We start from the raw sequence: 22,888 nt of genomic DNA, 5'->3' as shown, positions 1-22,888 counted from the left end.
AGGCCGGACCCGCGTCCGGCTTTTCTTTTTCGTGAACCACTCGCTGGAGCCTGAATGAAGCGCAACGCTGTGCACCCGACGTCCTCCCCGCTGCGCGCCGGCATGGCCTGGCGCAGGCTCATGCTGCTCGTCTTGCCGGCGCTGGCGGCCCTGGCGCTGGTGCTGTTCGCCCAGGGCGCCCGCGCAGCGGGCAGCGATGCACTCGTGCTCGGGCCGCACACGCGCAGCATCGATACCTGGTCCGCCACCACGGTGCTGGTCGACGAGGGCGGCAAGTTGGACGCCGCCGCGGCGCTGGCCGCCACCGACCGTTACGCCCGGCCGGACACCGCTCGCGGCGTCCTCAAGCTGATCCAGGATCCGCACTGGGTGCGCATCCCCTTGCGGGTGGCAGCTGGCGCGCCGCAAGACTGGGTGGTGCAGATCGACTTCGGCATCCTCGACCAGGTCGAGTTCTACCTGGAAGACGGTGGCCGCCTGCGCAAGCTCGCCAGCAGCGGACGCCGCCTGGTCGAGGACGGCGCGCTCAAGGGCCGGGTGCCTGCCGTCGCCCTCAGGCTCGAGCCGGGCGCCGACTACACGCTGCTGGTGCGGGTGTTCGCCAGGGGCCCGCGCATTGCCCCGATCAGCATCATGCAGCCCGACGCCTACCAGCGCGCCGCGCTGGGCGAGCAGATGCTGCAGGGCCTGCTGCTCGGCATCGCCCTCTGCCTGGTCGCCTACAGCCTCGGTCAATGGTTCACCCTGCGCGAACCGCTGTATGGCAAATACGCGATGTACGTGGGCGGCCTGACCTTGTATGGCCTGGTCTGGTTCGGCCTCGGCGAGCAGTTCCTGTGGCGCGGCTACGAGTGGTTCAGCAAGCACGTGATGGGGCTGTCCTCGCAGATCGCTTCCGCCGGCGCCTACCTGTTCGTCGAACAGATCCTGGCGCGCCCCGGCATGGACCGCCGCTTCAGCCGCATCATGAAGGGCGGCGCCGCGTTGTGCATCCTGGCCGGCCTGCTGTGGTGCCTGGGCCTGCTCGACCACCGCATCCTGATCGTGTTCACCATGACGGTCGGCGCCGCGCCGATGTTCCTCGGCCTGCCCGGCGCCTGGCGCCGCATGCGCGCCGGCGACGAGATCGGTGTCTACTTCCTGCTCAGCTGGTTCTTCAGCGCCGGCGGCGCCGTGGTGCAGGCCCAGCTGGCGGCGGGCATCCTGCCGGCCAACTTCTGGACCCTGCACTCGCTGCAGCTGGGTGTCACCATCGACATGCTGATGTTCATGCGCATGATCAGCCTGCGCAGCAAGGCGACCCAACAGGCGATGCTGCGCGCCGAGGCGGAAGCGCGCATGAAATCGGAGTTCCTGGCCAACATGAGCCATGAGATCCGCACCCCGATGAACGCCATCATCGGCATGAGCCGCCTGGCCCTGATGGGCGAGGCGCCGCCCAGGCTGCGCAACTACCTGTCCAGGATCCTGGGCGCCGGCGAGCACCTGCTGGGCCTGATCAACGACATCCTCGACCACGCCAGGATGGAAGCTGGCAAACTGGCGATCGAGAAGCTGCCCTTCGACCTGAACGAGATGCTCGAGCACCTGTCGAGCGTCATCAGCGTCAAGAGCGACGCCAAGGGCGTGGAACTGATTTTCCGGGTCGGCGCCGGGGTGCCCCAGCAGCTGGTGGGCGACCCGCTGCGCCTGGGACAGGTGCTGGTCAACCTGGCCGGCAACGCCGTCAAGTTCACCGAGCGCGGCGAGATCGTCGTGGCGGTCGAGCTGCTGGAGCGGCACGACGGCAGCGTGACGCTCGAATTCTCGGTGACCGACACTGGCATCGGCATGAGCCCGGAGCAGATCGGGCGCCTGTTCCAGTCCTTTACCCAGGCCGACAGCTCGACCACCCGCAAGTACGGCGGCAGCGGCCTGGGCCTGTCGATCTCGCGCCAGCTGGTCGAGCTGATGGGCGGACGCATCGCCGCCGCCAGCACGCCGGGCGCCGGCAGCCGCTTCGCCTTCACGGTGCCGCTCGGCGTTGCCGACGGCCAGGGCGCCGTGGCCGCGCGCCTTACCACCCTGCCGGGTGTGCGTGCGCTGGTGGTGGACGACAGCGCCACCGCGCGCGCCGCGCTGGCCGAAATGCTGGGCAGCCTGGGCGTGCGCGCCGACACCGTGGCCTCCGGGGAAGAATGCCTGGCCGCGCTGGCGCAGGCCGAGGAGGCCGGCCTGCCGTATGGTGTGGTCCTGATGGACTACCTGATGCCAGGCCTGGACGGCGCCGAGACGATCCGCCGCATCCGCCAGGGCGGGCGCGGCGCCGGCGACACCCCGCCCCCGGCCATTCTGATGGTCTCGGTGTGCACCCGCGACACCGTGCTGGAACAGGAAGGCGAGCTGCCGGCCGACGCCTTCCTGCACAAGCCGGTCGGCCCCGCCCTGCTGCACCACAGCCTGCTGCAGGTGCTGCACCCGCAGCGCGGCCTGCCGGATGCGGGCGCCGTGGCCGCACCAGGCATCCCTTCGCTGGCCGAGCTCCCGCGCCTGGACGGCGCCCGCATCCTGCTGGCCGAGGACAATGCCAATAACCGCGAGTTGGCCCTGGACTTCATGGCCGCGGCGCGCATGCAGGTGGACGTTGCCTTCAATGGCGTGGATGCGGTGCGCATGGCCCTGGCGGGCGACTACGACCTGGTGCTGATGGACATCCAGATGCCGGGGCTCGACGGCCTGGACGCGACCCGCGCAATCCGCAAGGACCCGCGCAGGCGCGACCTGCCGATCGTGGCGATGACCGCACACGCCCTGCCCGGCGACCGCGTAAAGAGCCTGGAAGCCGGCATGAACGAGCACGTCACCAAGCCGATCGATCCCGACCTGCTGTTCTGTACCCTGCTCAAATGGATCGATCCGGCGCGCCTGGCCGGCCGGCCGCTGCCCGCCCAGGCAGCCGTACAGGCCGGACGGGAAACCGCCGAGGACGCGGCGGCGCTGGCGGCGCTGCCCGCCGTGCCCGGCCTGGACTGGCGCCAGGCGCTCGACAAGGTCGATGGCCAGCGCAGCCGGCTGGAAAAGCGCGCCAGCAGCTTCGTGCGCGAATACGCCGATGCCCCGCGCATGCTGCGCGAAGCGCTGGGCGCCAGCGATCACCACGGCCTGCAGTCGCTCGCCCACAACCTGAAGTCGAGCGCCGCCTATGTCGGCGCCTTCGAGCTGGCATCGGCCGCGCATCGTCTCGAGCAGGACCTGCGCAGCGGCCAGGCCGGGCGCCTCGCGGTCCAGGTCCCGGGCCTGGTGAGCGCGGCGGAGACCGTGCTGGCGGCCCTGGCCCGGCTGGCCGAGGCGGCGCAGCCGAGGGCAGCCGATCCGGCTGATCCGGCCAGGCCGCCGGCCACGCCGGCGCTGGCCGCCCTGGTGCTGCGCCTGCGCCTGCTGCTGGAAGCCGACGACGCCCGCGCCGAGGACGCGCTGGGCGAACTCGAGCTGCTCCTCGCCGGCGGCGCCCACGGCGACCTCCTGGCCAAGCTGTGGCGGGCGGTGGAGGAGCTGGAGTACGAGGCGGCCCTGGCGCCCCTGGCGCAACTGCTTGCCGGCCTCGAACTGAACATGGAGGACGTGGTATGAACGGCGTGGAGATGCAGAAGGTGCTGGTCGCCGACGACGACGCGGTCAACCGCGACGTGCTCGGCGAGCTCCTCAAGCCCGAGTACACCGTGCTGCTCGCGAAAAACGGCGCCCAGACCCTGGAGCGGGCGATGCGCCACCTGCCCGACCTGATCCTGCTCGACGTCCTGATGCCTGACATGGACGGCTACGAGGTGCTGCGCCGGCTGCGCGCCGACCCGCTGACCGAGCACATCGCCGTGATCTTCATCTCCGGCCTGGACCGGCCGGAAGACGAAGCCAACGGCCTGAAGATGGGCGCCTCGGACTACATCACCAAGCCTTTCAACCAGACCGTGGTCATGGCGCGCGTGGCCCTGCACCTGCAGGTGGTGCGCCAGCGCAGGATGCTTGAGCGGCTCGCGAACATCGACGGCCTGACCGAACTGGCCAACCGACGCCGTTTCGACGAGGTCTTTGCGCTCGAATGGCAGCGTGCGCGCAGGTCGGGACGCCCGCTTTCCCTGGCCCTGCTCGACGTCGACGCCTTCAAGCAGTACAACGACCGCTACGGCCACCCGGCCGGCGACCGTGCGCTGCGCGCCGTGGCGCGCCTGGCTGCCGCCGCGATGCGCCGGCCGGCCGACCTGGCGGCACGTTACGGCGGCGAGGAGCTGGTCCTGCTGCTGCCCGAAACCGGCGCGGCCGAGGCATGCCAGCTTGTGTCCCGGATGCTGCTTGCCGTGGCCGACCTGTCGATCGCACACGAAACATCCGGCGTGGCGCCGGTGCTGACCGCCAGCGCCGGCGGTGCCACCCTCGAGCCCGGCGGCACCGAGACCGCATCGGGACTGTTCGACGCCGCCGACGCCGAGCTGTACCGCGCCAAGCAGGCCGGCCGCAACCGTGTTGCCTGGCGCGAGGCCGGACACGGCGGCGCGCACCACGCGGCCCATCGCCACCCGCTGTAGGCAAACTGCCGACAATCTCCGCTTGACCCTTCGTACGTTTATTTTTATGCAAGCCGCATACGGCACAATCATCTTCCTGCTGGCGATATTCTTTTCCGCATTGGCGGCGCTCCCGGCGAACGCGGCCACGGTGCTGCTCACGCGCGACCTCGATCGCGTCGAGGCCTGGCCCGCGCTCACCATCCTGCGCGACCCCGGCGGCAAGCTGAGCGCTGCCGGCGCGCTGGCGCGCAGCAAGGAGTTCGAAGCGCCGCGCACCGCCTACGGCACCCTCGGCATGCAGACAGGCAGCACCTGGGTGCGCATCCCGGTATCGGTCGCACCGGATGCCGTCGATGGCTGGGTCATGCAGGTCGACTTCGCCCTGCTGGACGAGGTCGACGTCCACCTGGCGGGGCCGCAAGGATTGCGCCGGGTGGCGAGCATGGGCCGGATGCAGCAGGCCGCCGGCGAAAGCCTGAATGGCCGGGTCCCGAGCGCGGTGCTGCGCCTGGCCCCCGGAAACGATTACACCGTGCTGCTGCGGGTCGCCTCGCAAGGCCCGACGATCCTGCCGATCAGCTTCATGCGGCCGCATGCCCTCCTGTCCGACGCGCTCGGCGAGCAGATCCTGCAGGGCTTGCTGCATGGCCTGCGCATCACCCTGTTCCTGTATGCCATCGCCCAGTGGCTGTCGCTGCGCGAACCCCTGTTCGGCAAATACGCCTTGCAGGCGGGCGGCGTGACCGTCTATTCGGCCTGCTGGTTCGGCACCGCCGGCCAGTACCTCTGGCCCGGGAATGCCTGGATGCTGGAGCACGGCGCCGGCATCGCGTCCATCCTCGCGTCCTGCGGCGCCTACCTGTTCGTCGAGCAGTCATTGGCCCGTCCCGGACAGGACCGCATCTTCAGCCGGCTAATGAAGCTCCTCGCCGGCCTGTGCCTGGTCACGGCCGCCGGCTTCGCGCTGGGCCTGATCGACCATGAGCGCCTGGTGCTGATCGTCGGCACCCTCGGCATCCTGCCGATGCTGTGCGGCCTGCCCGGCGCCCTGCGCCGCGCGCGCGCCGGGGACCCGGTCGGCAGCTACTTCCTGGTCGGCTGGGGCGTCGCCTTCGTGGCCGCCTTCGTCACCGCACAGCTCATCAACGGCAAGCTGCCGGCCAACTTCTGGACCATGCACGCCCTGGTGTTCGGCAGCACCTTCGACATGCTGGTGTTCATGCGCATCCTCGGCCTGCGCACCAAGGCCATGCAGACCGCGATGCTGCGCGCCGAGGAAAGCACCCGCATGAAATCGGAATTCCTGGCCAACATGAGCCACGAGATCCGCACGCCGATGAACGCCATCATCGGCATGAGCCGCCTGGCCCTGATACGCGATCCTTCCCCGGCCGTGCGCAACTACCTGGACAAGATCCTGGGCGCGAGCGAGCACCTGATGGCCATCATCAACGACATCCTCGACTTCTCGCGCATCGAGGCCGGCAAGCTGGCGATCGAAAAGGTGCCCTTCGCGCTCGACGACATGCTCGACCAGCTGGCCAGCCTGACCGATGTGAAACTGGAGTCCAAGGGCATCGAGCTGGTGTTCCGGATCGGCCCCGGGGTGCCGCAGCAGCTGGTGGGCGACCCGCTGCGCCTGGGCCAGGTCTTGATCAACCTGGCCGGCAACGCGGTGAAGTTCACCGAACGCGGCGAGATCGTGGTGGCGGTCGAGGTCTTGAAAAGCGACGCGCAGGGCGTGAGCCTGGCATTTTCCGTGACCGATACCGGCATCGGCATGACGCCGGAACAGGCCACGCGCCTGTTCCAGTCCTTCAGCCAGGCCGACAGCTCGACCACCCGCAAGTATGGCGGCACCGGCCTGGGCCTGTCGATCTCGCGCCGGCTGGTCGAGCTGATGGGCGGCGAGATCACGGTCAGCAGCACGCCGCAGGTCGGCAGCTGCTTCCGCTTCACGCTGCCCCTGGGCCTGCCCGCGGACCCGGCAGGAACGAATGCGCCGCGCCCGGGCCTGCTGCCGGACATGCGCGCCCTGGTGGTGGACGACAGCGCCGGCGCACGCTGCGCCCTGGCCGAGATGCTCGGCGCCCTCGGCGTGCGCGCCGACACCGCGGCCTCGGGCGAGGAAGCACTGGCCCTGCTGGCGCGCGCGGCACAGTACGAGCAGGCCTACCGTGTCGTGCTGATGGACTACCGGATGCCGGGCCTGGACGGGATCGAGACCATCCGCCGCATGCGCCACGACGCGCCGTCCGCGCAACTGCCGGCGATCCTGATGATCTCGGCCACGACCCGCGGGGCCGTGATGGAGGAACAGGGTGCCCTGCCGGTCGACGCCTTCCTCCACAAGCCGGTCGGGCCGGCGCTGCTGTACCACAGCCTGTTGCAGGTGCTGGATCCGCACCCTGGCGTGGGCCCGGTCCAGAACCGGACGCAGGTCATGACCGAGCTGCCGCGCCTGGACGGCGCACGCATCCTGCTGGCCGAGGACAATGCCAACAACCGCGAGGTCGCGCTCGACTTCATGGCCGCCGCGCGCATGCAGGTGGATGTCGCCTTCAATGGCGTCGACGCCGTGCGCATGGCGCTGGCGGGCGACTATGACCTGGTGCTGATGGATATCCAGATGCCCGAGATGGACGGCCTGGGCGCCGCACGCGAGATCCGTAGCCACGCCCGCCTGCACGAGCTGCCGATCGTGGCCATGACCGCGCATGCGCTGCCGAGCGACCGCGCGCTGAGCCGCGCGGCCGGCATGAACGACCACGTCACCAAGCCGATCGACCCGGACCTGCTGTTCTGCACCCTGTTGAAGTGGATCGATCCGGGCCGGCTGCAGGGCCGGCTGCTGCCCCTTCCGGCCGCCGTTGCGCCCTTGCCGCCCCACATGCCGCTGACGGAACCGGCCTTGCCGGCCCTTCCCGGCGTCGACTGGCGCCTGGCGCTGGAAAGCGTCGGTGGCAGCCGCAGCCGCCTGCAGAAGCGGGCCGGCAGCTTCGTGCGGGAATATGGCATGGCGCCCGCCATCCTGCGCGAATCGCTGGAACTGGGCGACTACCCGCGCCTGCAGTCGCTGGCGCACAACCTCAAGTCGGGTGCGGCCTATGTGGGCGCGCTCGACCTGGCGGATAGCGCCAGCCGCCTGGAACAGGACCTGCGCAGCGGCCAGCTCGAGCGCCTCGGGGTGCAGGTGCCGGCACTGGTGGCCGCGACCGAAGCGGTGCTGGCCGGCCTGGCCCGGGTGGCCTCCGCCGCCCTGCCCGGTCCCGTCGATCCGGCCGCCCTTGGCGCCGTGCTGGGCCGCCTGGAAGGCTACCTGCGCAGCGACGATGCGCGCGCCGAGGATGCGCTGGCCGAGCTCGAACCGCTGCTGGCGGCGAGTGGGCAAGCAGCGCAGCTTGGCGAGGCGCTGGCCGCGCTGCGGCGCGCGGTGTCCGACATCGAGTATGCCGCAGCACTGGCGCCACTGGCGGCCCTGTCCCAATACGTGACGCCCCACGTGGAAGCCCGGACGTCGGCGACGGAATGATTCGATACACCTCGGGAACCCGACCGTGGTGAGAATGCCGTCGTGATTCAGCCAGGCTCCATGCCGGCAGATCGGGAGTTGCCGTGACAGCTATCTCCTGTCACCATCCACTACCGCTTGCTCAAGCATCACTTGGAGTTCACCTTGACTGCAGTCATACCTGCTTTGATCGGTCAGCTGTTGATCGACTGGGACGAGATCACCTCAACCAGCACCGCTGGCGGCACGTGGAAGCGGCGGTTTCCCGGCTATGTTGTCGGCACGATACCAGCCGCCGACCACGTCGATAAGCGGACGGTGGCCGAAACCGGACGATTCGGCCAGGCCGCGCCGGGGACGGGAATATGAACCCGGTCGATCGCAGGCGCTTTCTCCATGTGGCCGGCTTAGCGGGCTCCGCTTCCATTACCGGCACCGGCTTCGCCCAAACGGCATCGGAAAGCATCCGGCACCAAGTGCTCGAAGCCGATCCACACCCGCCGGCACCCGTCCACACCATCCGTTTCGCCGTCATCGGCCTGGATCACGCTCACATCATGAGCATGACCGCGGCGATCCTGCGAGGCGGCGGGCAACTTGTCTCCGTCCTGTCGACGAATCAGGATGGTCTGAAGAACAAGCAGCTCGCCGAGTTCCGCGCGCGCTTCGGCGACGTACCCGAAGCAGCCAGCGAGGATGCTGTCCTGCAGGACCGTTCCGTCCAGCTTGTGCTTGGGGCACCGGTTCCCGACCAGCGCGCCCCCTTGGGCATCCGCGTGATGAAGGCCGAGAAGGATTTTTTGAGCGACAAGCCCGCCGTTACCAGCCTTGCCCAACTTGCGGCAGTGCGCAGGACACTCCGTGAGACCAGGCGCAAGTTCGCGATCATGTATTCCGAACGGCTGGAAGTACCTGCAGCCGTCAAAGCAGGGGAACTCGTGCAGGCCGGCGCCATCGGCAAGGTCATTCAAACCGTGAATCTGGCGCCGCACCGCTTGAGGGCATCTTCGCGGCCAGCATGGTTTTTTGATGGGAAGCGCTACGGCGGCATCCTGACCGACATCGGCTCGCACCAGGCCGACCAGTTCCTGTTCTATACCGGCTCGACCAAGGCAACAGTGGTCGCTTCCCAGACCGCCAACCTCGCCCATCCGACATACCCGTATTTCGAAGACTTCGGCGACATGTTACTGACCGGCAATGGCGGCACTGGCTATGTGCGGGTGGACTGGTTTACGCCCGACGGCTTGGCGAGCTGGGGTGACGGTCGCCTGTTCATCCTCGGCACCGAAGGTTATATTGAACTGCGAAAATACATCGATCCGCTTGGGCGACAGGGCACCAACCATTTGCTGATGGTCGATCGGAAGGAAGCGCGCTACATGGATTGCAGCAAGCTCGACCTGCCGTTCGGGCGAGAGTTCGTAGCGGACATCGTCAACCGTACCGAGACGGCACAAAATCAGGAACAGGCCTTGCTCGCCGCCGAACTGGTCTTGAAGGCGCAGAAGAATGCGACACGGCCGCTCGCGACCTGAGAATTGCGATCGGCCATACCGGCCCGAGAACGGACACTCGGCCGACAGGCGCAGCGGACCCGGTTCGCCGAGCTGCGCTTCTCAACCCCGGCAGACCAGGCCGAAACGGGTCGCCTCGCAGCCCCGCTTGAGGCAGGCGGTGGCGTGGTAACCAGCCGCGCGGCATAAACGCAGGGTTTCGGCCAGCGGGCTTTCCGGATCGGGCTGTTCGGCAGACACGGTACGCGTGGGCGGGGGCGGTGCCGGCGCCGCTACCCGTTCGCGCGCCGGCTTGGGCGGCTGCTTTTTCGGTTCCGGACGTGTCGGTTTTGCAGACGCCGCAGTCGCAACGCGGCGCTCCTGTACGCGCTTGGCCGCGGGCTTTGCCGCAGGCGGTTTGGCGACGGCTTTCGGGGTCGCGGCGGGCGGTGCGACCACTGCCGGCTCTGAAGGTTCAATCTCTGCGCTGCCTGACGTCGCGGCCGCGGGCGCATTGCCGACCTGGTCGGCAAGAGCCGGCGCCGCTTCGATCGGCGCCGTGGCCAGCGGCGCCGGCGCCAGCAATCTCAGCGGCGGACGTGCGTCGGCTTCCGGTTCGGCGGCGGGAGCGCCAGCCGGCACCGCCGGTGGCGCCGGTGTCTCCTGGGCCGGCGTGTGGTCGGCCACCACCGCCAGCGTCGATTCCACACGGGTCTCCTGCACCATCCACGCCGCCGTCCCGGCCACCGCCACGACCGCTGCCAGGCCGATGGTCCAGCCCAGGGCTTTGCGACCCCAGCGCTCGGTCCAGGGCGGCGGTTCCGGCTGCAGCGGTATCGACCAATCCGGCTCGCGGCTGGAGAAAGAGGCGAACTCGGGCGAAACGCGCGGGGCGGCGCGCGGCTCCGGCGTGGCCGATGGCGCCATGACGGGTTCGACGCGGGGCGGCACGAAGGTCTGCGCCGGCGCCGCATGGGACGGCGGTGGCGCAGGTGTTTCGGCCGGCGCACGGCTGCGCCAGACGCCGGCGCGCTGGCGAATGGGCGGCTCCGGCGCGCTGGGCGGCGCTGGGACATGGGGTAGCGCGACCTCGGCCTCTGGCTGCGGCGCCGGCGCAGCCTGGACGCGGCGCATCGGGCGTACCGGCACAGCGGACTGGCTGTCGCCGAAGTCTTCCAACAATCGGTTCTTCATGAGCGGGACCTGCTTGCGAACAGGTCGAGTGTAGCCGAATCACCGGAAACCTGCGTGCTGCGGTGCGGCATGCGCACCACAGCCGTCCTGCATGCCGCTCAGGCCTTGGCCGGGCGGTGGGTGACGACGCGGTAGATGTACCAGGCCAGCAGGATGCCGAAGATGCCCTTCGACACCGGATCGACGTACTTGCCTACCTGTTCGTAATTGCTTTCAAGCAGGAAACCGGCCCCGGTCAGGATCCCGGTCCAGGCCAGCGAGCCGATCGTCGAATACAGCAGAAACTGGCCCCACGACATGCATGCCAGCCCGGCCGGCACCGAGATCAGGGTGCGGATCGCCGGGATCAGGCGCCCGAACAGCACCACCGAGCGGCCGTGGCGGTCAAAAGCGGCAATCGCCTTGTCGATGTCTTCGCTGCCGACCGTCATCCAGCGCGCGTGCCGGTCGGCGAAGGCCTTCAGGCGTTCCTTGCCGTACTTGCGTGCGCCCCAGTACCAGGGCAAGGCGCCGGCAATCGAGCCCGCCGTGCCCGCGACCAGCACGCCGACCAGGTTCAGGTCGCCACGTGCGACGACGAAGCCGGCAAAGGGCATGATCAGCTCGGATGGAATCGGTGGAAAGATGTTTTCGAGGGCCATCAGCAGGAACACGCCGATGTAGCCGCTCTTCTCCAGGAAATTGGTGATGAACTCGAACATGGTGGATCGCCGGTTGAGGAGACGGATTCCACCCTACCATGTTGTCAAGAACACTAGCGCTCGCCTGTGGCGGCCGATGATCGATGGCGCTCGACGCCCTACTCCGCTACCATGCGAAAATTCCCTCTTGGAATTCCGACAACAGGACAAAGGAACCGCAATTGCTGAAGCTCAGCCTTGATGCACTCGAAATCGTCGAAACCATTGCCCGCAAGGGCTCCTTCGCCGGCGCCGCGAAAGAACTGTTCCGCGTCCCCTCCACCATTTCCTACACGGTCTCGAAACTCGAAGAAGACCTGGGCGTGCGCCTGTTCGACCGCTTCGGCCCGAAAGTGGCGTTGACGGCCGCCGGCAGGGAGTTGCTCAAGGAAGGCCGCTACCTGCTGCGCGCCGCGGGCGACCTGGAGTCGCGCGTGCGCCGGGTCGCCTCTGGCTGGGAAACCGAGCTGACGATCGGCATGGATTCGATGCTGGCGCCTAGCGGCCTGCAGCCCGACATCGAAGCCTTCTACGAAGTGGCCGACCAGACCCGGCTGCGCCTGGTGAGCGAAGTGCTGTCCGGTACCTGGGACGCGCTGCTCGACCGCCGGGTCGACCTGCTGGTGGGCGCGGCCGGCGAAGGTCCATCGGGCGGCGGCTACACCGCCGAGCCCCTGGGCGCCAGCCGCTTCGTGTTCGCGGTGGCGCCCGGCCACCCGCTGGCCGCCATCGATCGCCCGCTGGAAAAGGCCGACCTGCTGGACTACCGCGCGGTCGCCGTATCGGATTCGGCGCGCCAGCTCGGTCCGCGCACCGTCGGCCTGCTGTTCGGCCAGGACATGCTGGCGGTGCCGGACATGGAGACCAAGTTCGCCTTCCAGCTGCGCGGTATCGGCTTCGGTTTCCTGCCCGAGTCCTGGGCCCGGCCCGCCATCGAGGCTGGCCTTCTGGTGGAAAAGGAGGTGGTCGAGCCCAAGCCGGACGAGACCTTCTACCTGGCCTGGCGCAGCGGCGAGGAAGGCGCGGCGCTGGCCTGGTGGCTCAAGCGCATGCGCGAGCAGCTGCCGTTCGCGCGCCTGATCACGCGCCACTGCCACGAGGCGAATCTGAAGGTGCAGCTCGAGAATCAGGCCGGCCGGACAAAATAGACGAAGGTGCTCTTCGGGTACAGGTGGCGGTAGACCGGGCGCGCCAGGGTCTTGAGGGCCGACTTCGGTTCCATCCAGCCGCTGCTGGCGTTGTACAGCTTGCGCAGCGAAGGACGCAGCGGCACCAGGCCGGCTTCGCGCCCCAGCGCATTCAAGGAATCACAGGTGAAGGCATTGATGTGCTCGAAGGGGGCGATGGCCATGATGTCGTCCGGGCTCAAGGCCCCGAAGTCCCTGGCCCCGAGCAGCTTGCGGATCGACTTCGCGGAGTTCGGCACGCTCACCTTCACCAGGCCGCCCGGCCGCAGCGCGCCGGCAAGGGTCTTGAGCGTCTCGCCGGGCTCGAGCAGGTGCTCGAAGACCTGTTCCGTATTAATGAAATGAAATTCGTCGCGCGGCAGCGCAGTGCCGTCGATCACCGGGATGCCGACCGACTTCGCATAATCGATCCGCACCTGTGACAGTTCGGCGCCACACACGTCGACCCCGTAGGCGCCGGCCATCTTCGCCCACTCGGCCCAGCCGAAACCGAAATCGAGGGCCTTGATGCTGCCCGGGCGCACGCGGAAATGGTCGAGCATGAACTGCACCTGCTCGGCCAGGTAGCGGTAGTCGCCCAGCCCCCAGCGCGCCGCCACCGCTTCGCGTTCGGTGGCCGGCAGCCAGCGGTCGTAGATTTCCTCGAGCAGCTCGGGCGCCGGCACCTGGGCCTGGAAGGCCAGGCCGCAGTGTTCGCACTTGGCCAGCTCGTAGTCGTAGCCGGTGAAGTCGCGCTCGACCCGGCGCCCGTAGTGGTCCTGCATGTAGCGGCTGATGCCGGGACTGTCCAGGGGTTCGCTGTACAGCGTGCGGGTGGACGTATGCCGACAAGCGGGGCATTGCCCGCGCTTGAACAGCAGGGGACGGGATGAATCAGGCATGGCGGCCTCCGCAGTCGATACGGGGTTACTGCTGACAAGCGGATGGTATGCCAAAGGACCGCGTCCTGCCATGGCGCGTCAATCGTGCGCGGCTGACTCAGGCCGCCTCGGTCTCGATATGGATGGCGCCCGACAGGGTCTTGTGCACGGGGCACTTGTTGGCGATGTCGGTCAGGCGCTGGCGCTCCTCGAACCCGAGCGCGCCCACGTACTCGATGTGGCGCTGGAAGGCGTAGCCGCCGTCCTTCGGACCGTGGGTGATGCGCACCCGCACGTCCTCCAGCGCCATTCCCTTGCGGCGGGCAAACATCGTCACCGTCAGCGTGGTGCACGCGGCCAGCGCCGCGGCCAGCAGGTCGTGCGGTTCGGCGCCGCTGTCTTCGCCGCCGAAGGCCTCCGGCGCGTCGCTCAGCAGCTGGTGCCTGCCGATCGTGATCATCTGCTGCAGCTTGCCTTCGCCTTTTTGTGCAGTCACTTCCATCGCATTCCCCAGTCTCGTGAATGGCGCGGGTTTCCCCCGCGCCTGGTTGCTCAGTTGGGCAGATCGAACACCAGGATCTCGGCCGCCTCGGCCTGCTCGAGCCGCACCGCATCCTCGTCGGTAATCTTGAGCGCGTCGCCGCCCTGCAGTTGCACGCCGTTGACCGTGGCGCGGCCGCGGATCACGTGGACGTAGGCCTGGCGTCCGGCAGCCAGCGCGTGGCTCAGCGCATCGCCACCGTTCATGATCGTGGCGTAGATCGAGGCATCCTGGCGCATCGACACCGAGCCTTCACGGCCGTCGTTCGAGGCGATCAGGCGCAGGCGGCCCTGCTTCGAGGCGGCGTCGAAATGCTTCTCCTCGTAGCCCGGCGGCTCGTCGGTGGTATTCGGCTCGATCCAGATCTGCAGGAAATGCACGCCCTCATCCTTCGAGTGGTTGTACTCGCTGTGGACCACGCCGCTGCCTGCGCTCATGCGCTGCACGTCGCCGTAGCGCAGCACCGAACCGTTGCCCATGCTGTCCTTGTGCTCGAGCGCGCCTTCCAGGACATAGGAGATGATTTCCATGTTGCGGTGGCCGTGCGAGTCGAAACCGCGGCCCGGGGAGACGTGGTCCTCGTTGATGACGCGCAGCGGGCCGAAACCCATGTGCTTCAAGTCGTAGTAGTGGCCAAACGAGAAGCTGTGCTGGGATTTGAGCCAACCGAAGCTGGCGGCGCCGCGTTCATTGCTTTTACGTACGTTCAACATGGTGTTCTCCTTGTATATTAGTTGACCATCGAAGGCCTTGATCATCGGCGACTTGCTGCCTGTGAGTCTTGCGCCGCTGTCTTTCGATGCGATGGAGCCATTATGCGCGTCCCGATCGGGATTGAAAAACGAGTAATTTACTGCCGAATCATCGAAATTTTCGAACCTTCCCGGCGGGCGTGCGGCCCGTGTTCTGCCCATATGGTCTAATCGCAGGAGACCAAGCCCTGGAGCCGACGATGCAGACTGCCCACCCCGATCCGAACACGCTGGACGAAGCCACGCTCGCCTTCGTGCGGTCCGTCTTCCAGCACGCGCGCGCCGGCGACACCGAGGCGCTCGCGACGCTGCTGGCGCAGGGCCTGCCGCCGAACCTGCGCAACGAACGGGGCGACAGCCTCTTGATGCTGGCCTGCTACCATGGCCACGTCGACACAGCGCGCGTCCTGCTCGAGCACGGCGCCGACCCGGAACTGATGAACGACGCCGGCCAGACACCGCTTGCCGGCGCCGCGTTCAAGGGCGACCTGGCGGTGGCTACCCTGCTGCTGGACCATGGCGCGAGCGTTGCCAGCGCCGGCCCAAACGGCAAGAACGCCCTGATGTTCGCCGCCATGTTCAACCGCACCGAGATCTCCCGCCTGCTGCTGGCGCGCGGCGCCGATCCGCATGCGCTGGACGCCGACGGCCTCAGCGCGCTGGCGGCGGCGCAGCGCATGGGTGCGCAGGATACGGCGGCCCTGTTGGCCGGCCTCGGCTGAGCATCCAGCGCGCGTTCATGTTGCTTGCGGCAAGATTGCAAACTGGCTTTGGTTCTGGCGTAATATGTTCAAGGAACCCATCGGTTCAGCAAAGCAGAGACAATGGAACGACCCCGTATTCCGCTGGATGAAGCACAACGCCTCGCCGCCCTGCACGCCACCAGGCTGCTCGGCAGCGCGCCCGAAGAGACCTTCGACCGCATCACCCGCACCGCCGCGCGCCTGCTGGGTGTGCCGATCGCCCTGGTGTCCCTGATCGACAAGGACCGCCAGTGGTTCAAGTCGCGCACCGGCCTGGATGCCTGCGAAACCCCGCGCGAGATCTCCTTCTGCGGCCACGCCATCCTCAGCGACGAACCGCTGGTGGTGCCGGACGCGGCCCAGGACGCGCGCTTCGTCGACAATCCGCTGGTCACCGGCGACATGCACCTGCGCTTCTACGCCGGCGTGCAACTGTACTCGGTGGACCGCAAGAAGATCGGCACCCTGTGCGTGATCGACAGCAAGCCGCGCCAGCTCGGTCCTGGCGATCTGGACGCCTTGCGCGACCTGGCCCGCATGGTCGAGCAGCTGGTCTACCACCGCCAGCTGGCGATGGCGGCACAATCCTTGAGCGAACGCCTGCAGGACTGCCCGCCGGCTCCGGGCGGCTCCCCGGCCTCGGGCGAACTGGCCTGGCTGGTCGCGCACGACCTGCTCACCGGGCTGCCGAACCGCCAGGCGATGCTGCGCGCCATCCAGGGCAGCATCGCCGGCTGGCGCGCGGACGGCACGCCGGCCCTGGTCGCCTGCATCAACGTCGATCGCTTCAAGCGCTTCAACGAGACGCTCGGCCATCGCGCCGGCGACGAGATCCTGGTGGGGCTCGCCACCAGCCTGCAGGCCCTGCTGCGCGAAGGCGACATGCTGGCGCGTGCCGGCAGCGACGAATTCCTGCTCCTGCTGCATGCGCGCGGCGAGCACCCGGAACCGGAACGCGCGTTCGACCGCATCATGGCGGCGGCCAACCGCGCCATCCCGACGCCGGACGGCGAAATCGCCCTCACCTGCAGCATCGGCACCACCCTGCTGCCGCAGGACGGCGACGACGCCGACGCCCTGCTCAACAACGCCGTCACTGCGATGCGCCATGCCAAGGCCCAGGGCCGCGGGGCAATCGTACGCTTCACCCCGGAGCTGCGCACCGAGCACGGCCGCCGCCTCACCCTGGAGAGCCACTTGCGGCGCGCCATCGCCCAGGACGAGCTGTTCCTGCAGTATCAGCCGAAGGTCGACCTGCGCAGCGGCGGCCTGGCCGGCTTCGAGGCCCTGGTGCGCTGGCGCCACCCGGAGTATGGCGTCATTCCGCCCGACGAGTTCATCCCGATCGCCGAGGAGAGCGGCATGATCGTCCCGATCGGCGAGTGGGTGCTGCGCAGCGCGGTGGGGCAGCTGGCCGCCTGGCGCGTGCAAGGCTTGCCGCTGGCGCCGGTGGCGGTCAACCTGTCGGCGCGCCAGTTCCTGCAAAGCGACGTGATCGCCATGGTGGGCGAACTGCTGGAGCAATCGGGCGTGGCGCCCGGACTGCTCGAACTGGAGCTGACCGAAAGCGTGTCGATGGCCGACCCGGAACGCAGCGTGGTCGTGATGCGCGGACTCGGCGATATCGGGGTCATGCTGAGCATCGACGATTTCGGCACCGGGTATTCGAGTTTCGGCTACCTGCGCCGCCTGCCGCTCGACAAGCTCAAGATCGACAAGTCCTTTGTGCAGGACATGGCGCACAGCGCCGAGTCGTCTGCCATCGTGCAGGCCATCGTCGCGATGGCGCACCGCCTGCAGCTGGCCGTGATCGCCGAAGGCGTCGAGACGGCGGACCAGGTGGCGGCGCTGCGCAAGGCCGATTGCGATCAGATCCAGGGATACTATTATTCGCGGCCCCTGGCGGTAGAAGATTGCGCGGCCTTCATCCGCCAGTATGCGGCCGAGCCGGCCGGCGGATCGTCTGTTGCGGCAAAGGCGTGAGCGGCGGGCTTGCCGATATAATCCCACGCTTGCGTAACCACACCGAAGGATGACGATGAAAGCACTGCCCCTGTTCCTGTCCCTGGCATTGAGCTCGCATGCCGCGTTGGCCGACGATGCCGGCATCTTGAAATGCCGCACCCTGACCGACACCGGCGCCCGCCTGGCCTGCTACGACGCCATCCAGGTCGGCGCCCGGCCGCAGGTGGCGACCGCCGCGGCCGCGCCGGCGCGCAGCAAGGAGGAGAACTTCGGCATCGAAGCGAAGAAGCAGCGCGAAGCGGAACCGCAGTCGATCACCTCGACCATTGCCGGCGACTTCCAGGGATGGGGCCCGTCCTCGCAGATCCGCCTCGCCAACGGCCAGGTGTGGCGCATCATCGACGGCAGCGAATCCGTGCTGGCGCCCATGCGCAACCCGAAGGTCACGATCGAACGGAACATGTTCGGTACCCTGTTCCTGAGGGTCGACGGAACTAACAGTTCCGCGAAAGTGCGCCGGGTCCAGTAAGCACGCGTACCATGTAGCGCGCCACGCCCGGATAGCTGGCCAGGGCGGCGCGCGCCGTATCGCAGGACGTCGCCCCGGCTTCGTAGCCGAGCGCTCCCCAGAAGCCGGCGGTATCCTGCACCGACACCAGCGCCGAGGACGTGAAACCGCGCGCGCGCGCCTGCGCCAGCAGGTGCTCCACCAGCCTGCGCGCCAGCCCGCGGCCATGCGCACGCGGCGCGACCGCCAGGTCGTGCAGGTAGAGCGTGTCGGCTTCCACGGCGGGTTCGAAGGGCGCGCCGAGCGGCGTTACCTTGCCCAGCCTGCTCGGGTAGGCGAACAGGTAGGCGCAGATCCCCTCCCCATCCTCCGCGACGATGCAGCTTTCCCTGGCCGCGCCCATGCGCGCCAGGACCACCTCGCCCGCTTCCTGCATCGACGGCGGGTAGCAGGCCGCCTGCACGGCGAGGAGGATATCGAGGTCGGCCGGGCGCATGGCGCGGATCCCATGGTGATATGCGAACTGCATGATTCTGGCGAGATAAAAGCCCGGGATGTTAGCACGCTGCCGGCTTCCTCGTCGTTCGTCGCACCGCCATCGTCGTTCGTCGCGCCGCACTTTCACGCCGGGTTCGGCTTTCCTAGACTTGCCACATTGCCTTATATTGAACAGCAAGGAGAACGACATGTGGCGCAAGATCATCGACTGGTACGAGGAGCTCGAACGTGAACACCTGGCCATCCTGGAGCGGCCGGAGCTGGCTGCGCAGGTGGCGCCCGGCTACCGGCGCAAGATTGCCGACAACATCGCGGCAATGTCGCCGGTGGACCGCCGCCAGTTGCACGCGTTCTCACTCATATACCGCGGGCGGCGCCTCTGGATCGGACTTGCCAAACTGGCCCTGGCCTTCAGCGCCGCCGGTGTCCTCACCGAGGTGATTCTCGACAAAGGAAGCTGGTACAAACCGGTGTTGGCCGCCAACCTGCTGGGTTTCGGCCTGCTGCTTGCGGGACTCGGCGTCTGGTTCAACTCCGGCAACGTATTCGGAAACAAGCGCCGCTTCGGTTTCGGGCTGTTCATGGGCCTGCTCGGCGCCGCGCTTGGCGTCGCTCTCGGCAATCCCGCCCCCTTTGCCGAGCAGTTGCCGCGAATGATGCGCACGCTCCAGCTGGCAGCTCTGTTCAGCCTGGTTGCCGCCATTCCGCTCCTGATGCTGGGCTCCTACCGGCGCAGCCAGCACGCCGCCCTCATGGAGCAACTGCAGCGCGACGCCGAGCGCGAGCGGCTGGCGCGCGAGCTGAGCGAATCGCAGCTGCGCATGCTGCGCGCCCAGATCGAACCGCACTTCCTGTTCAACACCCTCGGCGCAGTGCAGCAGCTTGCCGCCGACGGCGCCCCGCGCGCCGCCGCGCTCACGGCCGACCTGATCGCCTTCCTGCGCGCCAGCTTCAGCGACATGCGCTGCGAGCAGGTCAGCTTGCGAAGCGAGTTCGCCACCATCGAATCCTACCTGCGCGTGATGCAGGCCCGCATGGGCGCGCGCCTGCGCTTCGAGCTGTCGCTTCCCGCTGCGCTGGCGTCGAGCGAGGTGCCGAGCATGATCGTCCTGACCCTGGTCGAGAACGCGATCAAGCACGGCATCGAGCCCTCGCTGCGCGGAGGCGAGATCCACGTCGGCGCCGCGGCGCAGGATACCGGCATCCGCATCTGGGTGCGCGACAGCGGCGTCGGCATGAGCGACACACCCGGCAATGGCGCGGGTCTCGACAACGTGCGGCGCCGCCTGCAGCTGGCCTACGGCGACGCGGCGCGCCTGGTGCTGCGCGAAGCCGAGCCGGGCCTGAGCGCGGAGCTGCATGTGCCGGCGAAGAAGGAGGCGGCATGACGCGCGTCCTGATCGCCGAAGACGAACCGCTGATGCGCGAACGCCTGGCGGGCATGCTGGCCACCTGCTGGCCCGAGGCCGAGGTAGTGCTGCAAGCCGAGAACGGCAACGACGCCTGGGATGGATACCTCGAACACGAACCCGAGGTCGTGTTCCTGGACATCCGCATGCCCGGCCTGTCCGGTCTGGAAGTGGCCGAGCGCATCGGCGACAGCGCCCACGTGGTGTTCGTCACGGCCTACGACCAGTACGCCGTCGAGGCCTTCGACGCCGGCGCGGTCGACTACCTGCTCAAGCCGGTACAGCTTGACCGGATGGAGCGCGCGTTGGCGCGCATCCGGTCGAAACTCAGCACGCCGCCGGCCGACCTGGGCGAGCTGCTGCGCCACCTGAAGACCGCCCTGCCCGGCGCGCGCACCGAGAAGATGAAGTGGATCAAGGCCACCGTCGGCAAGCAGATCCGCCTGATCGACGTCGACGAGGTGCTGTTCTTCCAGTCCGACAGCAAGTACACGCGGGTGGTGCTCTCGGGTTCCGAAGCGCTGGTGCGGATTCCGCTGAAGGACCTGCTGGGAGGGCTGGACCGCGACCGCTTCTGGCAAATCCACCGCGCCACCCTGGTCAATGTCGGCGCCATCGCGGCGGTCGAACGGCTGGACGCAGAACGCATGCAGGTGCTGCTGCGCGGCTGCAGCGAGAAACTGGCGGTGAGCCGGACTTTCACCCACCTGTTCCGTGATTGAGAACCCGCGAATTCGTCATTTTACGACTTGTAAAATTGCCTCTGTTATATAATTCACACAAGAAGTCCGGCCTGCGCGTCGTTCTTCTCTTTGACAGGGGGATGCATGGCAACTGGCAGCAGCAAGGAAGAACGGGATCGCCTTCCGCACGACGACGCGTCCAGCCATGGCCAGAGCGAAGGCGTGCCCAGCGTGGGCCAGATGGAAGGTAGCGCCTTCAATCCGCTCGGCAACCCCGGCATCCGCCACTGGCAGGCCAGCCACATCTCGCGCCCGGGCTTCGAAGAGCGCGGCAATATCTTCTTCGCCGCCATCGAGATGACCCGCATGCCGATGGTGGTGACCGACCCGAACCAGCCGGACAACCCGATCGCATTCGTGAACCGCGCCTTCCTCGACCTGACCGGTTACGAGGAAGAGCAGGTCCTCGGCCGCAACTGCCGCTTCCTGCAGGGGGAGCAGACCGACCCGCATACCATCGAAGAGATCCGCAGTGCCCTGCGCGAGCAGCGCGCGGTGGCGGTCGACGTCCTCAATTACAAGGCCGACGGTCGGCCGTTCTGGAACGGCCTGTTCATCGGCCCGGTGTTCGACGAGGGCGGCAAGCTGCTGTACTATTTTTCCTCGCAGATGGACATCACGCGCCGGCGCGTCTCCGAACAGTCCTACCTGCAGGCCCAGAAGATGGAAGCGATCGGCCAGCTGACCGCCGGCCTGGCGCACGACTTCAACAACCTGCTGCAGGTCGTCGCCGGCAACCTGGAGCTCGCGGCCTCCGATCTCGACGACCGAATCACCGTCGGCCAGGCCATCGACCGCGCCCGCCTGGCCAGCGAAAAGGCCGGCAAGCTCACCCAGCAGCTCCTGACCTTCGCGCGCAAGCAGCGCCTCGAACCGAAGCGCCTGAACCTGAATTCGCTGGTGGTGGAATTCAGCGAGATGCTGGTGCGTACGCTGGGCGACAAGGTCGACCTGCACCTCGACCTGAAGCCAGGCCTGCCCTCGTGCACGCTCGATCCGACCCACATGGAGATGGCGCTGCTGAACGTCCTGATCAACGCGCGCGACGCCATGCCGGAGGGCGGCAAGGTCACGGTCGCCACCTCGACCATGGACGACCCGGAGAAGCTCGAGCGCCTGCACCTGGCGCCGGGCCGCTACGTGGTGATCTGCGTGATCGACCAGGGCGAAGGCATGTCGCCGGAAGTCGCGGCGCGCGCCACCGAACCCTTCTTCACCACCAAGGGCCCGGGCACCGGCCTGGGACTGGCGATGGTGCACGGTTTCGTGCAGCAATCGCACGGCCGCCTCGAGATCGAAAGCGCGCCGCAGCAAGGCACGACCATCCGCGTGGTATTCCCGCAGGCGTCCAAGTCGGCCATGGAGATCATGGGCGAGCGTTCCGCCAACGGCGCCAGGTGGACGCCCGAGGCGATCCTTGGCAAGCGCACCGTGCTGGTGGTGGACGACAGCGAAGAGGTGCGCGAACTGGCCGAGACCCACCTGCGCGCCGGCGGCTACCGGGTGCTGGGCGCCCCGAGCGGCGAGGCGGCCCTCGAGATGATCGAGCGCTACGGCAGCATCGACCTGCTGTTCACCGACATCATCATGCCGGGCGGGATGAACGGCCTGCGCCTGGCCGAACTGGTGCGCGAGCGCCAACCCGAGGTGCCGGTGCTGCTGGCCACCGGCTACATCGACGCGTTGCCGGCTGTCAAGGGCGAGGCCGCATCCTTCCCGATCCTGACCAAGCCCTACCGGCTGAACGAACTGGCCGAGCGCATCCGCCAGGCCCTGAAGGTCGACCTGCGCGTGAATCCGGCAGCCGGCTTCACCCACGAGGGCTGACACCATGCACATCCTGCTGGTCGACGACGAAGAGGCCATCGTTTACGTGTTCCAGCGCTACCTGGAGCGGGCGGGCTACCGGGTGACGGCGGTGGTCGATCCGTACGAAGCGCTGGCCATCGGCAGCGCCGGCCGCATCGACATGCTGGTCACGGATTTCCGCATGCCCGGCATGACCGGCGCAGACCTGATCGCCCGCCTGCGCGAACTGCATCCCGACCTGCCGGCCCTCGTCGTGACCGCCTTCGGCGCCGAAGTCGGCGTGGCCGCGCCGGATGTGCATGTGCTGAACAAGCCCTTGCCCCCGCAGGACCTGGTCGACGCGGTGGCGCGGGCGCTGGCGCCTGCCCAGCCATCCTGAGCCAAGGGCGCCTGCGCTTCGTCGCGTTTGCGCCTCGCGCATCAGTCGTGCGCTCCTTGACGGCGCAGGCTG

The 22,888-nt window shown here is 68.0% G+C and carries 19 protein-coding genes; 13 read left to right on the top strand and 6 right to left on the bottom strand.

Features of this window, described 5'->3' with window-relative positions; translation table 11 throughout:
• The first annotated feature begins 54 nt into the window (after positions 1-54).
• The 5 genes from YWC_RS0102550 to YWC_RS0102530 all read left to right on the top strand — a co-directional run bounded on the left by YWC_RS0102550 (position 55) and on the right by YWC_RS0102530 (position 9,590).
• Positions 55-3,609: a hybrid sensor histidine kinase/response regulator family protein gene (locus YWC_RS0102550; protein WP_229412992.1), complete on the top strand. Its 3,555-nt coding sequence runs from the start codon at positions 55-57 to the stop codon at positions 3,607-3,609.
• Positions 3,606-4,559, top strand: coding sequence for a diguanylate cyclase domain-containing protein (locus YWC_RS0102545; protein WP_027863970.1), 954 nt, complete (start codon positions 3,606-3,608; stop codon positions 4,557-4,559). The genes YWC_RS0102550 and YWC_RS0102545 overlap by 4 nt, the downstream gene beginning before the upstream one ends.
• Positions 4,560-4,605: 46 nt before the next feature.
• Entirely contained in the window at positions 4,606-8,073 is a 3,468-nt protein-coding gene (locus tag YWC_RS27965) for a hybrid sensor histidine kinase/response regulator family protein (RefSeq protein WP_036212750.1), read from the top strand.
• A 144-nt stretch (positions 8,074-8,217) separates the two neighbouring features.
• Positions 8,218-8,421: a hypothetical protein gene (locus YWC_RS0102535; protein WP_156923447.1), complete on the top strand. Its 204-nt coding sequence runs from the start codon at positions 8,218-8,220 to the stop codon at positions 8,419-8,421.
• The gene (locus tag YWC_RS0102530) at positions 8,418-9,590 is read left to right on the top strand and encodes a Gfo/Idh/MocA family protein (RefSeq protein WP_027863968.1); all 1,173 of its coding nucleotides are present in this window, start codon (positions 8,418-8,420) and stop codon (positions 9,588-9,590) included. Before YWC_RS0102535 ends, YWC_RS0102530 begins: the two co-directional genes overlap by 4 nt.
• A gap of 81 nt (positions 9,591-9,671) precedes the next feature.
• On the opposite strand, the gene YWC_RS34020 is transcribed toward YWC_RS0102530, so the two are convergent.
• Together YWC_RS34020 and YWC_RS0102520 are read right to left on the bottom strand one after the other, a co-directional pair.
• A complete protein-coding gene (locus YWC_RS34020) occupies positions 9,672-10,742 on the bottom strand; it encodes a hypothetical protein (RefSeq protein WP_156923446.1) in 1,071 nt (356 codons plus the stop codon).
• 98 nt (positions 10,743-10,840) lie between these two features.
• Positions 10,841-11,443, bottom strand: coding sequence for a DedA family protein (locus tag YWC_RS0102520; protein ID WP_027863966.1), 603 nt, complete (start codon positions 11,441-11,443; stop codon positions 10,841-10,843).
• 161 nt (positions 11,444-11,604) lie between these two features.
• Between YWC_RS0102520 and YWC_RS27960 the strand changes: the two genes are divergently transcribed.
• Positions 11,605-12,570: a LysR substrate-binding domain-containing protein gene (locus YWC_RS27960; RefSeq protein ID WP_051306160.1), complete on the top strand. Its 966-nt coding sequence runs from the start codon at positions 11,605-11,607 to the stop codon at positions 12,568-12,570.
• On the opposite strand, the gene YWC_RS27955 is transcribed toward YWC_RS27960, so the two are convergent.
• The 3 genes from YWC_RS27955 to YWC_RS0102500 all read right to left on the bottom strand — a co-directional run bounded on the left by YWC_RS27955 (position 12,549) and on the right by YWC_RS0102500 (position 14,723).
• The gene (locus YWC_RS27955; RefSeq protein WP_051306159.1) at positions 12,549-13,490 is read right to left on the bottom strand and encodes a class I SAM-dependent methyltransferase; all 942 of its coding nucleotides are present in this window, start codon (positions 13,488-13,490) and stop codon (positions 12,549-12,551) included. The genes YWC_RS27960 and YWC_RS27955 overlap by 22 nt on opposite strands.
• Positions 13,491-13,587: 97 nt before the next feature.
• Positions 13,588-13,971, bottom strand: a complete 384-nt coding sequence (locus YWC_RS0102505; protein WP_027863965.1) for an OsmC family protein — start codon at positions 13,969-13,971, stop codon at positions 13,588-13,590.
• 50 nt (positions 13,972-14,021) lie between these two features.
• A complete protein-coding gene (locus YWC_RS0102500) occupies positions 14,022-14,723 on the bottom strand; it encodes a pirin family protein (protein WP_027863964.1) in 702 nt (233 codons plus the stop codon).
• Positions 14,724-14,962: 239 nt separating this feature from the next.
• On the opposite strand from YWC_RS0102500, the gene YWC_RS0102495 reads away from it, so the two are divergent.
• The 3 genes from YWC_RS0102495 (at position 14,963) to YWC_RS0102485 (ending at position 17,999) form a co-directional block, all read left to right on the top strand.
• The gene (locus YWC_RS0102495; protein ID WP_027863963.1) at positions 14,963-15,484 is read left to right on the top strand and encodes an ankyrin repeat domain-containing protein; all 522 of its coding nucleotides are present in this window, start codon (positions 14,963-14,965) and stop codon (positions 15,482-15,484) included.
• 102 nt (positions 15,485-15,586) lie between these two features.
• Entirely contained in the window at positions 15,587-17,488 is a 1,902-nt protein-coding gene (locus YWC_RS27950) for a sensor domain-containing phosphodiesterase (RefSeq protein WP_051306158.1), read from the top strand.
• Positions 17,489-17,543: 55 nt separating this feature from the next.
• Positions 17,544-17,999 carry a hypothetical protein gene (locus YWC_RS0102485; RefSeq protein WP_027863962.1) on the top strand — a complete coding sequence of 152 codons (456 nt, stop codon included), beginning with the start codon at positions 17,544-17,546 and terminating at the stop codon, positions 17,997-17,999.
• Here the strand turns inward: YWC_RS0102485 and YWC_RS0102480 are convergent.
• Positions 17,965-18,507 (bottom strand): GNAT family N-acetyltransferase, encoded by a 543-nt coding sequence (locus YWC_RS0102480; protein WP_229412991.1) that lies wholly within the window; start codon positions 18,505-18,507, stop codon positions 17,965-17,967. The genes YWC_RS0102485 and YWC_RS0102480 overlap by 35 nt on opposite strands.
• Before the next feature lie 157 nt (positions 18,508-18,664).
• Between YWC_RS0102480 and YWC_RS31380 the strand changes: the two genes are divergently transcribed.
• The 4 genes from YWC_RS31380 (at position 18,665) to YWC_RS27940 (ending at position 22,816) form a co-directional block, all read left to right on the top strand.
• Positions 18,665-19,864, top strand: coding sequence for a sensor histidine kinase (locus YWC_RS31380; protein WP_169728076.1), 1,200 nt, complete (start codon positions 18,665-18,667; stop codon positions 19,862-19,864).
• Positions 19,861-20,607 (top strand): LytR/AlgR family response regulator transcription factor, encoded by a 747-nt coding sequence (locus YWC_RS0102470; protein ID WP_027863960.1) that lies wholly within the window; start codon positions 19,861-19,863, stop codon positions 20,605-20,607. The genes YWC_RS31380 and YWC_RS0102470 overlap by 4 nt, the downstream gene beginning before the upstream one ends.
• Positions 20,608-20,712: 105 nt before the next feature.
• Positions 20,713-22,455 carry a histidine kinase famiy protein gene (locus YWC_RS0102465; protein WP_027863959.1) on the top strand — a complete coding sequence of 581 codons (1,743 nt, stop codon included), beginning with the start codon at positions 20,713-20,715 and terminating at the stop codon, positions 22,453-22,455.
• A 4-nt stretch (positions 22,456-22,459) separates the two neighbouring features.
• Positions 22,460-22,816 carry a response regulator gene (locus YWC_RS27940; RefSeq protein WP_051306156.1) on the top strand — a complete coding sequence of 119 codons (357 nt, stop codon included), beginning with the start codon at positions 22,460-22,462 and terminating at the stop codon, positions 22,814-22,816.
• Positions 22,817-22,888: the final 72 nt, after the last annotated feature.

This window comes from Massilia alkalitolerans DSM 17462 (assembly GCF_000427785.1).
GTDB lineage: Bacteria > Pseudomonadota > Gammaproteobacteria > Burkholderiales > Burkholderiaceae_D > Telluria > Telluria alkalitolerans.
Note: the sequence above shows the minus strand (reverse complement) of the source record. Positions and strands in the feature narration are given on the sequence as shown.